The organism is Dyadobacter arcticus, from assembly GCF_011762185.1.
Lineage (GTDB): Bacteria > Bacteroidota > Bacteroidia > Cytophagales > Spirosomataceae > Dyadobacter > Dyadobacter arcticus.
Genome location: NZ_JAASQJ010000001.1, coordinates 349,103 through 363,916 on the forward strand (window position 1 = coordinate 349,103; position 14,814 = coordinate 363,916).

The window sequence follows — 14,814 nt, forward strand, 5'->3', positions numbered from 1 at the left end:
CTGTCTCACAATGGGCTCCATCGTGATTTTGTTTTTTCGGGCTGTACCGGCGGTTCGTGGACGGGACTTTCGATGATAAATACTTGCTGCCCCTTGCGTTTTCCTATGAATTCCAATTGACTTAATTTCAAGAATAATGCGGTCCACATGCTGTAAAATGTATCGATCGTTTTGAAACAAGGCAGCATATCATTATGGTTATAAACTACCTGAATGACCGACGTTATCTGCTTTTCCAGACTTCCCGGGGAATCGTCGGCCCATTCGCCCAGATAACCCAGCACTTCCTCTTTTTCCCGGTCGGTCAAACATTCCAGCGATGTCCGGATACTTTGCACTGCCTGGATCATGCATACAACCATGTTGACCGGCTGCTCGAAAGGCACTTGACGCTGAAAAGAAATATTCACCATCGCAAACACATTCACCAACCTCTCGACCATTGCCTGCACACTGTCTGAAAGCGTACTTTTCTGACTTTTTGTCTTGATTTTCTGCATGATACGGAAAGAATACATTTCAATATCATTCAGATATCCGCCGAACCGGTTGTACCAATCACGCAAACTCTTATGGCTTTTTACAGTCCTGCATGCGGGAATAAAATCATGCATTACCTTCAGTTCTGCATTGGAGTATTCTATTTTTCCAATGATTAATCCGGTCCCACCCCATTGGTCTGTATTGATCAACTCAGATGGTACAATGTTGATGCGGTAACTGGGTAATGTATTGGGATGCCTTACAGGAATCTCGTTTTCCAAAGGAATCCCTACTTGTTTCCGCTCGAATAGGCTGATACCGAGCACCATATACAACACCATATTTTGTCCTGACGGCAAACGATATTGTTCCAGGATGCTTGCTAGCGATGTATCGAGTTTCAGTTCGTCGGATGGCGTAACATCCAATAGACTTCCATCGGGTGAAACTGCCGAGCATTGATCGATCCGTACTCTTATTTGCTGACTGGCATCTCCCAGCACCTGCATTTCAAGAGATTCTGTTCCATCTTTTGCAATGAGCAGACCGTAATTTAGCGGTGTTTGAAAAGCGGCTTGTCCCCGCCTGACCTGATCCGTGTGATAATGGTCCGTTTCAACAAAGTGTTGCTTTGAGATTTTCATCCCATCGACCCAATTCACTGCCAAATGGCGGATATCTGCCATACTTAAATCAAATTTCAAGATTACTACATTTTCATTGCTGCTTTCACAAGACCGATCACGGATCGCACGCCGAATTTCCTGAAAAGACTCCTGCGATAAGCTTCCACCGTTGAAATGCTGATAGAAAGTCTGTCGGCTATTGCTTTGGAGCTCAATTCATCCATAATTAGATCCAGGATTTCTTTTTCGCGCTTCGTCAGTTCCATAATTAAAATACTTAGACAAAGTTGCCCGATTAGAAGCGCTGTTTCAATCGACGGAAACCCTGATTTTTCTAAATATTTACCCTGATTTTACTTTTGTTATCAGGGCACTCTTCTCAGGGTTTTCCACTATAAATTTTGCGAAAACTACACCACACCCATCCGAACGGCAACCTTCGTAAGCCCAACTGAATTCTTTACACCCAATTTGTGAAAGAGGTTTCTGCGATGCGTTTCAACAGTTTTATCGCTGATACATAGTTCATTTGCAATGCGGTTGGTTGAGTATTCGCTGGCTACGAGCCGGAGGATTTCCACCTCTCTTTTACTTAAAAAATCCCTAGTTGTTGGTGCTGGCTCTTGAATGAAGGTTTCAAGAGAGCTTTCGGCAAGTTTTAGCATTACTTCCTGCCCGTAATAAACTTTGCCTTCCGAAACAGCCCTTATTGCCCGTTCCCATTCATCCAGTTCGGCTTCAAAAACAATGTAACCGCTTACCCCTGAACGTATCACTTCCCTTACGGACTCAGCACATGGGCTCGGAGCGAGTAGTAAAAATTTAAGACGAGAATAAAGTTTTCTGATTTTTAATATCTGGTCAGCTGTTTTTTCGGCATGATGCGCAAATACCACTACGATATCAACTTCTTTTAAATAGGGCAGTTGGATAATCTGGTCCAGACTGTTACACTTTCCGACCAATTCTATGTAAGACCTTCTCCTTAACCATTCAGCTACTGCTTCGCACTCCAGGGGGTGAGGGTGCACAAGACATGCATGTGTGGTAGAATGTTCCATATTTCTTCGGGGTTGAGTATAAGAATTTAGGAATTCAAAGGTAGTTTTCTGCTGACGTCCGGACAATACGTTAAACTACAGAAATAACCAGGTAAGATTACCTGATTTCGACAAAAGATCATAATTTGTTAAATATCACCGTTTTAACCCAATAAAATTTAAGGGTTTTCAATTATAAGGAATAACCTTAGGGGTATACACTTACTTATATCTATATACGTTGCTTGGGAAAGTTGCTGTACCTAGGTTTGGTATAGGTTATTATTCTTTCAATCGGCCGTATTTGCGCATGATTTGAATGACCTGCTCTTTGGGAAGTTCCTCTACCTTATGACCTTGGGTACCTTCCATGCTTTTGGCCATCAGGAGCGAATTAATGATAGCCTCTTCGGTCGACTCTATGGCAGCAAGGAAGAGTGGAGAAATGTAATCGTTGTGAAGAAGATTGGCACTAACAGTAGGTTCCGCAGCAGCATGCATGACGCGGTTGGCCGTGGAAAAAGCAATTACATAATCCCCGCTTCCGTTGGCTGCAATGCCGCCGGTCTGTGCCATACCAAGCATTACTCTTTTTGCCAGCCTTTTTAGATTTCTGGGATCGAGCGGTGCGTCGGTAGCGATCACCATCATGCAAGAGCCGTCAGAAGACTTGTCCAATGTCTCCTTAAAAGAGTATTTCCCAAGTTCCTGACCAACGGGAACACCATTGATAGTTAACACGCCTCCAAAATTAGTTTGTACTAACACACCCACGGTATATCCGCCCAGTTTCGCAGGAAGCTTTCGGGATGAAGTACCTATCCCACCTTTCCATCCGAAACATATCGTTCCCGTTCCCGCGCCCACATTGCCCTCGGCAACCGGACCTGTCTCTGCCTGGGCCAATGCATTCAGGACGTGGTCTTTTCTTACATGCCGGCCGCGGATATCATTCAGTCCGCCATCGTTGGTTTCACCTACAATTGGATTAACGGACCTTACATCTTCATTTCCTTTTTGTCCCAAGGTCCAATCAATAATCGCGTCGGCGGCAGTGGGTACGCTTAAAGTATTGGTAAGCACAATGGGCGATTCGATGGTACCCAGTTCTTCTACCTGAGAGTAGCCTGCAAGTTTTCCAAAACCATTACCAATGTACATGGCCGCCAGTACTTTTTGCTGAAAAAGGTTGCCGTCGTGCGGCAGGATCGCTGTTACACCAGTCCTTATATCTGCGCCTTCTACTAATGTTACTTGCCCGACCTTCACGCCCGCTACATCCGTTATGGCATTCAAAGTACCGGTTGGCAAAACACCTATTTTGATACCCATTTCTCTGGGACGTTTCTGTGCAACCGCGATTAGAGGTGAAATCAGCAAGAATAGAAGGATATGTTTCTTCATTTTTACGTTACGTTTAAAAATGAAATATAATAAAAAATCCACTGGCAAATTGGGGTTTACCAGTGGATGAGCTTAAAGTCAGAATCGTTCTAATTGTCGTCGGGACGGGCTTTTTCAGGATCGACTATGGTTGTTTTCCTGCTTACCGCAGACGCTCCGAAAAATCCGAGCGCACCTTTCCCTTTCGGGTCGGCATTGATAACATTGGATTTGATATTGGCAATTGGCGTTGCGAATAATCCGCCGTTCAGAGCCTGTTCGCTGATCTGGTTCAAATATTCAAAAGCTTCATGGGTAATGCTATGTAACTCCACTCCAACAGAAGCCCCGGCAGAATATAGGGAATCCGTGGTAATCGATTGGCGGATTGGTTGGATAAAGATTAACCCGTCGGAAGGAGCGCCCGCGCTGAATGCGGCGTCGTACGCAATGGAAATCGAAGCTGCCTTTTCAACCGTCGGCTTTCCATTGATGACTGGCTTAATCCAATAAGTATCTCCCGCACCCGCAATGTCCCTTGAATAAAACTCTGCAATAAAACCTTCCTGCGGCCCTTTATCAGGCTTAAAAGGCAATTTTTCTTTTGTATATACAATGGAATCAACGGTAGGCACGCGCCTTAATTCAGTTGCTGCGGTGTAAATGTCAGACTCATTGGTGATTTTGAGTGTATAACTTCTGCCTATCCGCCCCAGGGTATCCGCATTTGTTTTCCCCCAGATATACTTGCCATTACCCGCAACATCTTCGAATTCATAGACTTTACCCTTGTCGTCCGTAACTGTGACGATTGCGCCTAAAACTGGCTCTGCTGCGGCATTGTTGAAATAGTTGGTTGACCGCGTCAGCTTAATGGTTTGGGGACCTGCTTCATTGGTAATCCATGCATCTACAACGAGTTGGGTCGGGCCTGAGGTTGTGTCCAGATCGATCACGTCTTCGCAACTGGTGAGCAACACAGCCGATAGTGCTGCCAGCGCCCAAATTTTTATAGCAAATAAATTCTTTAAATTTTTCATCTGTTTCTTTTCTGGCTGATAGCTAAAATTTGAAATTATACGTGATCGCAGGAATAAAGCTCCCGATCACCGAGTAACGAATAGCCTCTGTTTTAAGTGGCGTATCTTCATTGGCCCTGGTATAAACTGAAAACGAATTGCGGCGGTTATAGACATTGTAAACCGAGAACACCCATTCCCCTTCTCCAACTTTAAAGAGCTTTCTCTTTGCTTTCAAAGTTGCGGCAAGATCCAGGCGGTGGTAAGCCGGAATCCTGTTGTTATTTCTTGCTCCCTGATAGTTATTACCGATCGGCCAGCCTCCCCATTCGTAACGGTTGGTAGGGAAAGTCGCTGGCGTTCCTGATGCAATCGTGAAATTGGCAGAAAGGGTAAGGCGTTTTGTCAGGTCGTAAATTGCGACGGATGTGAAGTTGTGCGGCTTATCAAATCTTGCGGGAAACCAATCATTATTGTTGATTGTCTCTACCAGCCGCTCAGTTCTGGCCAATGTGTAACTTACCCAGCCAGTCAGCCTTCCTTTATTTTTCTTGAGATAAAACTCAGCACCATAAGCGCGGCCTTTACCAAAAAGCAAATCTCCCGCCACAAATTGATTCAGAAGCAGGTCTGAGCCAGGCACATAGTCGATCTGGTTGTATAGTTTTTTGTAATAGACCTCGATTGAGGCTTCATACGTGTTGTCCTTGAAATTCTGGAACCATCCCAATGCAACCTGATCTGCTTTTTCGGGTGCAATGTTAAGGGAACTCAACGTCCAGACGTCCAGTGGCGAACTGGCTGCGGTGTTTGACAAAAGGTGCAGGTACTGTGCCGTGCGATTGTAGCTGGCTTTGATAGAAGCCGTTGAGGTCAGTCCAATATTAATTGAAGCACGCGGCTCCCAGTTGTCGTAGCTTTTGATCACATCACCTTTTTTATAGGTAGTTCCAGGAAATATTGGCTCCTTACGTTGTCCCTTATCTACTTCCTGATAAAGATATTCTGTCCCCGGCCCGAGGCTTCGGAAATAGGAGTAACGTATACCATACTGAAGTGAAATCCGGTCGGTCAGCTTCTGCTCGTTCCCGATATACAATGCTGATTCATCGGCATACCTCGGTTCGAGGCTGATATCGGTATCTTCGCCTTCGGAAACGGCGATTGCTTTTCCCGGGCGGGTATCATAATAAATGTATTGACCTCCGAATGTCAGCTGATTTTTGGGGGTGATGTAAAAGGTAAAGTCCGGCTTGATACTTGAACTGATAATCTTGGATTTCCAGTCGAACCTGTCCTTTGCATCCGGTTTATTTTGGTTTTGCCCCAGATTGTAATCGTAGTTACTGTAATAACCCGTCAGGTTCATAAAAAGCTTATTGGAAAAGATGTGGTTCCAGCGACCGGTAGCAGTTACATTGCCCCAGCCAAACCCAAAATCACCTCCTCCAAAAACATCTTTCCCAAAATATCCCGAAGCAAAAAATGTATCCTTATTCCCAAGCTGATAGTTAACCTTGGCAGTAAGATCGTAGAAATAGAATTTGGAATCTTTAAGATCTGAATTCAAAAATGGCTTTGCCAATACATCAATGTAAGAGCGACGTCCCGCTACGATAAAAGAACCTTTTCCCTTTGCAAAAGGCTGCTCATAAGTGAGTCTGGAAAAAATAGTCCCGATCCCGCCATTAATCTCGCGCTTTTTTGAATTACCTTCTTTCATCCTTACATCGAGAATGGAAGATATCCTGCCGCCGTATTGGGCCGGAATACCACCTTTGATCAATTTCACGTCTTTCACGGCATCGGGATTAAATACAGAGAAAAAACCGAAAAGGTGGGAAGAGTTGTAAACAGGAGCTTCGTCAAGTAATACCAGGTTTTGGGAGATGTCACCTCCGCGAACATTAAATCCGGAAGCGCCTTCGCCAACTGTTGTGACGCCCGGCAAAAGCTGGATGCTGCGGATAAGGTCCACTTCTCCAAGCAAAGCGGGCATTTTCCGGATGGTTTTCATCTCGACTTTATTGACGGACATTTCTATCCCGCGAACGTTTTCGTCTTCTTTTTGCGTGGAAATGGTTACTTCCTGCAATTGGTTGCTTTCGTCAGACATTTCAATGCTCACTGTCTGATCGGAATCGAGCGCGACGGTTTTAGTTATTTTCTGATAACCTATGTATGAGAAAACAAGGGTGTAGGTGCCAGCAGGAAGGGTTAGCGAATAAAATCCGTAAGGATTGGTAACGACACCGGTTTCAGCTTCACGGACATATACCGAAACACCGATCAAACCTTCACCATTAGCATTGTCTTTGACATAACCACTAACCGTGTGACGATTTTGCGCCAGCGATGGCAAGCTCAGGCAGAGCAGAACGAAGAGCATTGAGTAATTGAATAATTTTACCTTCATGGGCTTTACTTTTGTTTACGTTGACATTTTTACTTCTGTTGACGGACAACTTCTGATTTTACGCTGTAACTAACTCCAAATTGAATTTTTCCTTTGTTTCAAGACAACTCAAAATGAACTCCCCCTAGAAATTGCAGGTAATAAATATTTAACTCCACTTCGGAGACGTACAAAGCACGTGTTAATGAGGTTGATATGACAGAAAAAAATGATGAACTAGCGAAAAACGGGAATAAATGGGCAAACAGAAGAAATGAAGTTACGTATCTAAAATAGTATTATTTTATGAAATTATTGACACGTCACTATGATCTTCCGATGCTGCGAGCAATTCCAGGGAAGTCTTGTTTAGCAATGGGTGAATAAAGTCAGGGGCAATCTCTGCGAGCGGTATCAGTGTGAACCGGCGGTCCTGAATCCGTGGGTGAGGTAAAGTGAGCCGCGCACTATCCATGATCACATCCTTGTAATAGAGCAGGTCGATATCGATTACCCGAGCACCCCAACGCTCGTAACGTATCCGGCCCAGCTCATGCTCAATATCCAGCATAGATCTCAAAACTTCCTCAGGTGCCAGTCTCGTTTCAATTTCAATCACCTGATTTAAAAATGCCGGTTGATCCGTAATGCCCCATGGCTCAGTTTCATAAATAGAGGATTGCTGAATGAGATTACCTACTTTTTCGGCTATCAATTTCCTGGCTGATTGCAGGATCCCGTGCCTGTCCCCAAGATTGGATCCTAAAAGAAGAAAGACATTTCCGTTTTCAGACATTTCAGCGATAGGTAAGATCGGTATTCATGAAAAAAAGGACTCCTCGTTGACAGAGAAGTCCTTTTCATACTTATTCACAAGTTTTTTCAGAACGTAAGTGTTCCTTTTTCGTATGCCTTTTGTATAGTTGCTTCTATTCCGTTCTTGTTAACAGTGCGAAGTGCGGATGTCGATACTTTCAACGTTACCCACTCTCCGGATGAAGGAAGGAAGAAGCGTTTCTTTTGCAAATTCGGGAAGAATTTACGTTTTGTTTTATTGTTAGCGTGGGAAACGTTATTTCCAACACGTGTTCTTTTACCTGTAATTTGACAAACCTTAGCCATGAACTTGCAATTTTTCCAAATGAGGGTGCAAATATGCGGAATTAATTTTTTTTGAGCAAACAACGATAAAAGAAATTTTCAAAAAACCCGTCACGACCACCGCATCCTAAAACCAACGCCGTGCACATTATCAATCTTAATTTCAGGATCTCCGGATAAATATTTACGCAGCCGCGAGATAAATACATCAAGGCTCCGGCCCATAAAATAATCGTCGTCGCCCCAGATCGCTTTCAAAAGTTCGTCACGCCTGATCACCTGGTCAGGCTTTCCGGCCAGGTATTTCAGAACCTCCGCTTCTCTGAATGTGAGATTCTGCACCTTCGTATCGATACTTAATGTAAGTTTTTGAAAATCAAAAATATATGCCCCAATCTTACTGGCATCCATCTTGGCTGGCACCGGCTGGTCAGACTTGCTTCGCCTCAGGAAAACATCAATCCGAAGTTTTAGCTCTTCAATGCTGAAAGGCTTTGTAATGTAATCGTCCGCACCCAGTCGCAAGCCTTTGAGTTTATCCTCTTGCAAGGCTCGCGCCGTCAGGAATAAAATAGGTACCTGGCTGTCGGAATTTCTGATTTTTTCGGCCAATGTGAAACCGTCCATTTTCGGCAGCATGATATCCAATACACAAATATCGAAATGTTCTTTGCCAAAAAATTTGAGTGCTTCTGCACCATCTGTTGCATGAATTACCTCATAATCATATTCTTCCAGGTTATCTTTTGTTGCAAAAGCGAGGTTGGGGTCGTCTTCAACATATAAAATTCTTTTTTTCATGACGCTTGTTTCTGGGGAATTGAAATTTTAAATGTGCTTCCTTTTCCGAGCCGACTTTCCAGGTCAAGACGCCAGCGGTGCGCACGCACAATTTGCTTCACATAACTCAACCCAATGCCAAACCCTTTCACATTATGAACGTCGCCGAAAGGAATTCGGAAAAATTGGTTGAAAATCTTCTTCTGATATTCAGGCGCAATCCCAATTCCCTGATCCCGGACTTCAATATAAAGGCATTTGCCTTTTGTGTACAGTTCAACGGATACCTCTGGAACGTCGTTCGAATATTTCAATGCATTATCAATGAGATTGGTGATCATGCAGCGAAAATGAAAGGGATCCGCTTCGATCAGGTTATTTTTTGCCTTGCCATGGAAAAGGATTTTGCCTTCGAAAGGCTGTAAAATCGACTGGATCATTTCGTCAGCATTGAGTTTTTCCTTTTGGAGGTGCAAGACATTGCGCTCGGCTTTCGCCATGGAAAGCACCATTTCAACTTGTCCCTGTAATCTTAATATTTCGTCTTGCACAATTTGAACATATCTTTTGTGTCGCTGTGGCTGGGTAACGATTTGTTCTGAATTTAGCACATCTGCCGCAATTCTAATGGTGGAGATGGGGGTTTGCAGTTCGTGGGTCATATTATTTACAAAATCGCGCTGTACCTCGGACAATTGCTTTTGCCGCAGGATTACAAATAATGCATAGGCAAAAAACGAAACTGCCACAAGTACCAGAATAGACGACCATATCGCCCCGTTGATGCTTCCTGCAAAATAAGTTTCCTGTGCTGGAAAACGTACGCCAAAGTAGTAGGGATACTTATCGGTTTTGATCCAATTGGAAGTTGGCGTGGGAGTTTTATCACTGTTTTTGGTACTTAACGACATACCATATCGCATTCGGTTCGTAGTGCAATCATAAATCCCTACCTCAAAATCCGCAATTAGGTTATGCTTCTGGAAACTGTCTTTGATAAACATTTCCAGCAGATCCGGCTGCGTAGTCGCATTTGTATTAACAAGAAAATATTCATTGGATAACTGCTCAACCGGATTGGTGGTTTGCATCACCCCGTTTACCGTAGCCAGTTTCCCCGCAACGTCCTGCAATGCGACGTGGGCGTTCTGGTTGAACTGCCTGTGCCGAAGATCCAGCGCCTGTTTTACCCAGAAGATCTGTGTGATTACCACGCCAATGATAAGCAATGCAGAAAAGACCGTGAGGGATTGAATGGTACGCCGCGACATTTAATCTTTTAGCATTTCATGAATAATATTGTACCAAACCTTCCAATGGAGATTTTAGTATGCGGCCTGACTGTAATCCATATTTTGTCAGGCCTGCAATAAGAAGATCCTTATAATGGTAGGCGATAGACCCCGTGAAATGTACGGGATATTTCCCGGCATCAGGATGTTTGAGAATATACTTTTGAACAAATAACCCGAACGCTTCGCTAATCAGGTTTTGAATGTAATCATGTTGCCTGTTTGCCGCAATAAACGTGGAAAACGCTGCAAAGTAGCGATTGGGATACGGCTTTTTATAAGCATGGTCCAGAACCGATAACCTGTTGACCTCCGGATAGATTTTCGCAAAACTGTCATGAAGGTCTGCCGGCAGATCATTTTGCAAAAACTGCACGACGAGCGTTTTTCCCAGGTAAGAACCGCTGCCTTCATCGCCCAGCCAGAAACCCAATGAGCCAATTGACTTAATTATTTTTTCACCATCATAAAATGCATTATTGGCCCCAGTTCCCAAAATACAGGCAAGTCCTGGCGAACGGCCGCACAATCCTTTTGCGGCTCCCAGCATATCTGAGGCAACTTCTATTAATCCTGCCGACCGTATGGTCTCTTTCAATGCATCGAAGACCGGCTTACTCGATTTTTCATCAGCACAACCCGCCCCGAAGAAATGTATTTTGGTTATATCGCCTTGAATGTGCGGAATTACCTGGCTTTCAATTACCGGAATAATCTCTTCTGCGGTTTGATAAAATGGATTGATACCGGCTGATTGGAAGGTATTTACCTGAGCATCCGAATTAATTACAATCCAATCGGTTTTTGTAGATCCGCTGTCGGCAAGTAAGGTTAATTTTGAAAGCATATCACGGTATTAATAATTTTCCGATTACGCTGAACCGTTCAAAAACGCGCTCGGTGTGTGGGGCGTCACCAAGTTCTTTGGTAAGGTCCTGACCTGCCCAATGCTCATAATGATGTCCGTTACGCCATAAGCGGGATGTGGTAACGTCGTAAATAACCCCTTTGTAAGCGCACCATATTTCCTCCTTATCCTGTCCGTTTCGAAGTGCCAGCTGTGCCCTGGTGTATTCTTTCATTGTTCACTTTTTACAGGCAATTTAATGATAACAGACGTCCGGCCTTAAATTAAAAATGATCTTGCCTGAATATTTTGATAATAAGACTAAAAAGTAAGAACTTGGCGTTCTGTAAGAAATTCATGAAATAAGAAATATGAAAAAAAGTTACTCTCTGCTTTGGTGTACAATACTGGTACTCACATTGGTTGCAACGGGTTGTAAGGAGAAAGTGAAACCAGTTTCTGAACGCATTGCCAAAGCCTGGACCGCAGAATCTGTCAAACACGGAAGCACAGTGGTTTACACCAGAGGCGGATCTAACAACACAACTCCTGCCTATTCGGCTTTCAGACTCACATTAACCAATGCCTCAGGTGCGAAAACGGTAACCTTAACCGAATTTGATGGAACGAGTTTCAGCGGAACCTGGGATTTGGAAGGTGATACTAAGCTGATATTGAAAGACTTGACGCCACAGCCAACCGGAACAGGCGGTACCATAGAATTTACCATTACTTCATTGGAAGATGCCAAAGTTGTTCTCACAAGGCTTAAAGCGAGTTCAAAAACCGGTGGTACCCTTAATGAATATACACTGACTAATCCATAAGCATATCGGATATTAAGTTATATTTCAAAAGCGAAGCCATTTCTTGCGGGAAGTGGCTTCGCTTTTTTTGGCTAATTTCGCACCATGGAGACAAGAACTGAAATAAGCAGCCTGGGGGAATTCGGGTTGATTAAAAGAATAAATGAAGGGGTTAAGGCGGTGCTTCCTGATACCATCAGAGGAATTGGCGATGATGCAGCGGTGATAGATAATGGTGACGAATATGGCTTACTCACTTCTGATATGTTGTTGGAAGGTGTGCATTTCGACTTAGCTTTTTTCCCTTTGAAACATTTAGGATATAAAGCCATCGCAATTAATGTATCGGACATTGCGGCGATGAATGGAATACCTCGTCAGGTCATTGTGAATTTGGCAATAAGCAACCGTTTTTCGGTAGAAGCAGTCGACGAACTTTATGAGGGCATCAAGATAGCCTGCAAGGACTTCAATGTAGATCTGGTTGGCGGTGATACTGCTACTTCAAGATCAGGGCTGATGATTTCCGTCAGTGTTTTTGGCAGGGTAAGTAAGGACAAAGTAACTTATCGCAATACTGCAAAAGCAAATGATTTGCTTTGTGTTACCGGCGATTTAGGAGGTGCATATCTGGGTTTACAATTGTTGGAAAGAGAAAAGCAGGTATTTCTAGCCAATCCCGAAATGCAGCCTGAATTAGATGGCAAAGACTATGTGATCCAACGTCAACTTCGCCCGGAAGCAAGGATGGATGTCATTTATGAGCTTGCAGAAGCCGGCGTTATTCCGACTGCAATGATTGATGTTTCTGATGGGCTTGCTTCCGACTTACTGCATATCTGCGCTCAATCTGGCGTTGGCGCGGTAGTTGTTGAAGAGAGGCTTCCAATCGACGAACAAACGTATCTGGCTGCTTCTGAACTGAATATCGGGCCGGTTACGGCCGCATTGAATGGGGGCGAGGATTATGAATTGCTGTTTACGGTTTCTCAAACTGCTTACGAGCTGATTAAAAATAATCCTAAAATTAGCGTTATCGGTTACATCACTGATAAAAAAGACGAAATTATGCTGCATACCAAAGCAGACAGCCGGGTTCCGATCACCGCTCAGGGTTGGAGTTAGGGTATAATGAATTGGCTTGATGAAAAGCATAGCTCTCGGGTTATGCTTTTTTGTTTGGCGCGCAACCATTGGAAAGTTTCAATCGTATTCACGACAATTCAATTCATCTCTAACAATAATTATAAATCCATGAAAATCTTTTCAATTTCCCGCATGCTGGTGGCGATGGGATTTCTGATGGCGTTCAGTTTCTCTTGCTCTGACGATGATGAAACAACTCCTCCTGTTCCTGCTGTACCGAGTGATATTCAGCTGAAAGATGCCGCAGCGCTTGGCAAAGTTTTAACGGACAAAGACGGAAAAACGCTTTATTTCTTTACAAGGGATGCTGCGGGCACTTCGGTATGTACCGGCGGCTGCCTGGATACATGGCCAATTTTTTCAGTAGCTAATGTAGCTTCGGCGAAGCTGGACGCAGGCTTGAAAGCCGCTGATTTCGGTTCGATCACCCGTGCGGATGGTAAGCCACAAACTACGTATAAAGGTTGGCCGTTATATTATTATAAAGACGATGCGGCTGCTGGTGATGTAAAAGGAGAAGGTGTTGGTACCCGGTGGTACGTTGCTAAAACAGGTTACACTGTAATGTTGTCGAATACGCAGTTGGTCGGCCATGACGGGAAATCTTACAAAGCAGATTACACGGAAGGAGTAGGAGAGACTCAGTTCTTTGTAGATAGCTTGGGACGAACGCTTTACGCATTTGCGCGTGACTCATCGATGAACAATAATTGGACCACCAACGATGCGGCTCATGACGCAACATGGCCAATTTATTCAGCCGAGATAAAAGACCTTCCTTCTACTGCGGATAAAGCGCTTTTTGGAAGCATAACCGTTTTTGGTAAAAAGCAATTGACCTACAAAGGCTGGCCATTGTACTATTTTGGAGCTGATGAGATGAAACGTGGGATGACAAAAGGTATGAGCTTTCCAAGAACAGGTGTTTGGCCGATTGTTAACAAAGAATCACCTCTTGCGCCTACTAAATAATAAACTTATTACACTTCATTTGGAAAAGTGTGGCGCCATGGTGCTACACTTTTTTATTTGCCCCAATCTGCAATCAGGTTTTCAAACAGTTCCCGTAAAAACAATGTACTTGTTCCCGCCAAACCATTTTGAATGGGTAAATCGCCGATTTGAACTACTGGCATCACCCATTTGGTGGTACTTGTTGTAAATACTTCATCCGCAGTAACTACTTCTTTATATAAAACTGGACGAACTTCAATCTGAAAATGAGCCTGGGCGAGTTCCAAGATTACTTTTCTTGTAATCCCATTTAATACATTGCGATCTGAGGTGATAAGCTTATTCCCTCGAAAAATGAAGATGTTGCTTCTGGTCAACTCGCTTACTTCTCCATCTTTATGAAACAACAGGTCTGCGGCTTGTTGACGTCTCATCTCGTCCGCCATCAAAACCATATGAACATAATTGGTGCTTTTGATTTCCGGGAGATCACGCACGTATTCATATGGAAGCACTTTGATCCCTTTGAGACGCCCGGCAGGATTGTCTTGCGGCAATGGTTCCGTCCGGATAAGAAGGTTGGGCTGGACTACATTTACGCTATCCGGCGCATATCCACCCGTAAGTACAAATCTGAAAGCAACTTCCTGTTCTCCCGACATCGCATGCAGATCAGCCAATACTTTTTCCGTTTCTTGCTGTGAAATCGGCAATGTTAGTTTTAATAATCGCGCCGAATTCTCAAACCTTCTCCAATAGTCGTCCCAGCGAAAAGGCACGCCATTATAAGTCCTGAAATAATCAAAAAGGCCATAACCCCTAAGTAGTCCGAGGTCATTGGTTTTGAAAATACTTTCGTCGATTGGAAGGATATCGCCGTTGAAATATTGGTAGAAAGGCATCTGATGGTGATTTGAAACTGAAAATTATTCAACCCAAAGG

At 43.8% G+C, this 14,814-nt stretch carries 16 protein-coding genes; 3 read left to right on the forward strand and 13 right to left on the reverse strand.

Features of this window, described 5'->3' with window-relative positions; translation table 11 throughout:
- Positions 1–5 precede the first annotated feature (5 nt).
- From FHS68_RS01605 to FHS68_RS01660, 12 genes are all read right to left on the reverse strand, one after another.
- Positions 6–1,169 (reverse strand): hypothetical protein, encoded by a 1,164-nt coding sequence (locus tag FHS68_RS01605; protein WP_167266612.1) that lies wholly within the window; start codon positions 1,167–1,169, stop codon positions 6–8.
- Between the two features lie 23 nt (positions 1,170–1,192).
- Positions 1,193–1,375 (reverse strand): response regulator transcription factor, encoded by a 183-nt coding sequence (locus FHS68_RS01610; protein WP_167266614.1) that lies wholly within the window; start codon positions 1,373–1,375, stop codon positions 1,193–1,195.
- Positions 1,376–1,519: 144 nt separating this feature from the next.
- Positions 1,520–2,170, reverse strand: a complete 651-nt coding sequence (locus FHS68_RS01615; RefSeq protein WP_167266617.1) for a response regulator transcription factor — start codon at positions 2,168–2,170, stop codon at positions 1,520–1,522.
- 261 nt (positions 2,171–2,431) lie between these two features.
- Positions 2,432–3,553, reverse strand: coding sequence for a DmpA family aminopeptidase (locus FHS68_RS01620; RefSeq protein WP_167266619.1), 1,122 nt, complete (start codon positions 3,551–3,553; stop codon positions 2,432–2,434).
- Positions 3,554–3,642: 89 nt separating this feature from the next.
- Entirely contained in the window at positions 3,643–4,572 is a 930-nt protein-coding gene (locus FHS68_RS01625) for a DUF4249 domain-containing protein (protein WP_167266621.1), read from the reverse strand.
- Between the two features lie 22 nt (positions 4,573–4,594).
- A complete protein-coding gene (locus FHS68_RS01630; RefSeq protein ID WP_374757488.1) occupies positions 4,595–6,967 on the reverse strand; it encodes a TonB-dependent receptor in 2,373 nt (790 codons plus the stop codon).
- A gap of 283 nt (positions 6,968–7,250) precedes the next feature.
- Positions 7,251–7,742 carry a 2-amino-4-hydroxy-6-hydroxymethyldihydropteridine diphosphokinase gene (gene folK, locus FHS68_RS01635; protein WP_167266624.1) on the reverse strand — a complete coding sequence of 164 codons (492 nt, stop codon included), beginning with the start codon at positions 7,740–7,742 and terminating at the stop codon, positions 7,251–7,253.
- 86 nt (positions 7,743–7,828) lie between these two features.
- Positions 7,829–8,068, reverse strand: a complete 240-nt coding sequence (gene rpmB / locus FHS68_RS01640; protein WP_167266627.1) for a 50S ribosomal protein L28 — start codon at positions 8,066–8,068, stop codon at positions 7,829–7,831.
- A 90-nt stretch (positions 8,069–8,158) separates the two neighbouring features.
- Positions 8,159–8,848 (reverse strand): response regulator transcription factor, encoded by a 690-nt coding sequence (locus tag FHS68_RS01645; protein ID WP_167266629.1) that lies wholly within the window; start codon positions 8,846–8,848, stop codon positions 8,159–8,161.
- The gene (locus FHS68_RS01650; protein WP_167266632.1) at positions 8,845–10,098 is read right to left on the reverse strand and encodes a sensor histidine kinase; all 1,254 of its coding nucleotides are present in this window, start codon (positions 10,096–10,098) and stop codon (positions 8,845–8,847) included. Before FHS68_RS01650 ends, FHS68_RS01645 begins: the two co-directional genes overlap by 4 nt.
- Before the next feature lie 16 nt (positions 10,099–10,114).
- Positions 10,115–10,966 (reverse strand): N-acetylglucosamine kinase, encoded by an 852-nt coding sequence (locus FHS68_RS01655; protein ID WP_167266635.1) that lies wholly within the window; start codon positions 10,964–10,966, stop codon positions 10,115–10,117.
- Position 10,967: 1 nt separating this feature from the next.
- On the reverse strand, positions 10,968–11,201 hold the full coding sequence (locus tag FHS68_RS01660) for a cytochrome b5 domain-containing protein (RefSeq protein ID WP_167266637.1): 234 nt from the start codon (positions 11,199–11,201) through the stop codon (positions 10,968–10,970).
- Between the two features lie 136 nt (positions 11,202–11,337).
- On the opposite strand from FHS68_RS01660, the gene FHS68_RS01665 reads away from it, so the two are divergent.
- The 3 genes from FHS68_RS01665 to FHS68_RS01675 all read left to right on the forward strand — a co-directional run bounded on the left by FHS68_RS01665 (position 11,338) and on the right by FHS68_RS01675 (position 13,890).
- Positions 11,338–11,793 carry a hypothetical protein gene (locus FHS68_RS01665; protein ID WP_167266640.1) on the forward strand — a complete coding sequence of 152 codons (456 nt, stop codon included), beginning with the start codon at positions 11,338–11,340 and terminating at the stop codon, positions 11,791–11,793.
- A gap of 84 nt (positions 11,794–11,877) precedes the next feature.
- Positions 11,878–12,897: a thiamine-phosphate kinase gene (gene thiL, locus FHS68_RS01670; RefSeq protein ID WP_167266643.1), complete on the forward strand. Its 1,020-nt coding sequence runs from the start codon at positions 11,878–11,880 to the stop codon at positions 12,895–12,897.
- 129 nt (positions 12,898–13,026) lie between these two features.
- Positions 13,027–13,890, forward strand: a complete 864-nt coding sequence (locus FHS68_RS01675) for a hypothetical protein (RefSeq protein WP_229211738.1) — start codon at positions 13,027–13,029, stop codon at positions 13,888–13,890.
- A 53-nt stretch (positions 13,891–13,943) separates the two neighbouring features.
- On the opposite strand, the gene FHS68_RS01680 is transcribed toward FHS68_RS01675, so the two are convergent.
- Positions 13,944–14,774 carry an aminotransferase class IV gene (locus FHS68_RS01680; RefSeq protein ID WP_167266646.1) on the reverse strand — a complete coding sequence of 277 codons (831 nt, stop codon included), beginning with the start codon at positions 14,772–14,774 and terminating at the stop codon, positions 13,944–13,946.
- Positions 14,775–14,814 lie beyond the last annotated feature (40 nt).

Excerpts from the sequence above, each read along its gene's own strand:
- FHS68_RS01630 (WP_374757488.1), bottom strand. The coding sequence starts at position 6,967 with ATGAAGGTAAAATTATTCAATTACTCAATGCTCTTCGTTCTGCTCTGC.
- thiL (WP_167266643.1), top strand. The coding sequence starts at position 11,878 with ATGGAGACAAGAACTGAAATAAGCAGCCTGGGGGAATTCGGGTTGATT.
- FHS68_RS01650 (WP_167266632.1), bottom strand. The coding sequence starts at position 10,098 with ATGTCGCGGCGTACCATTCAATCCCTCACGGTCTTTTCTGCATTGCTT.
- FHS68_RS01660 (WP_167266637.1), bottom strand. The coding sequence starts at position 11,201 with ATGAAAGAATACACCAGGGCACAGCTGGCACTTCGAAACGGACAGGAT.
- FHS68_RS01610 (WP_167266614.1), bottom strand. The coding sequence starts at position 1,375 with ATGGAACTGACGAAGCGCGAAAAAGAAATCCTGGATCTAATTATGGAT.
- FHS68_RS01645 (WP_167266629.1), bottom strand. The coding sequence starts at position 8,848 with ATGAAAAAAAGAATTTTATATGTTGAAGACGACCCCAACCTCGCTTTT.
- FHS68_RS01665 (WP_167266640.1), top strand. The coding sequence starts at position 11,338 with ATGAAAAAAAGTTACTCTCTGCTTTGGTGTACAATACTGGTACTCACA.
- FHS68_RS01655 (WP_167266635.1), bottom strand. The coding sequence starts at position 10,966 with ATGCTTTCAAAATTAACCTTACTTGCCGACAGCGGATCTACAAAAACC.
- FHS68_RS01615 (WP_167266617.1), bottom strand. The coding sequence starts at position 2,170 with ATGGAACATTCTACCACACATGCATGTCTTGTGCACCCTCACCCCCTG.
- FHS68_RS01605 (WP_167266612.1), bottom strand. The coding sequence starts at position 1,169 with ATGGCAGATATCCGCCATTTGGCAGTGAATTGGGTCGATGGGATGAAA.
- FHS68_RS01625 (WP_167266621.1), bottom strand. The coding sequence starts at position 4,572 with ATGAAAAATTTAAAGAATTTATTTGCTATAAAAATTTGGGCGCTGGCA.
- FHS68_RS01620 (WP_167266619.1), bottom strand. The coding sequence starts at position 3,553 with ATGAAGAAACATATCCTTCTATTCTTGCTGATTTCACCTCTAATCGCG.
- folK (WP_167266624.1), bottom strand. The coding sequence starts at position 7,742 with ATGTCTGAAAACGGAAATGTCTTTCTTCTTTTAGGATCCAATCTTGGG.
- rpmB (WP_167266627.1), bottom strand. The coding sequence starts at position 8,068 with ATGGCTAAGGTTTGTCAAATTACAGGTAAAAGAACACGTGTTGGAAAT.
- FHS68_RS01675 (WP_229211738.1), top strand. The coding sequence starts at position 13,027 with ATGAAAATCTTTTCAATTTCCCGCATGCTGGTGGCGATGGGATTTCTG.
- FHS68_RS01680 (WP_167266646.1), bottom strand. The coding sequence starts at position 14,774 with ATGCCTTTCTACCAATATTTCAACGGCGATATCCTTCCAATCGACGAA.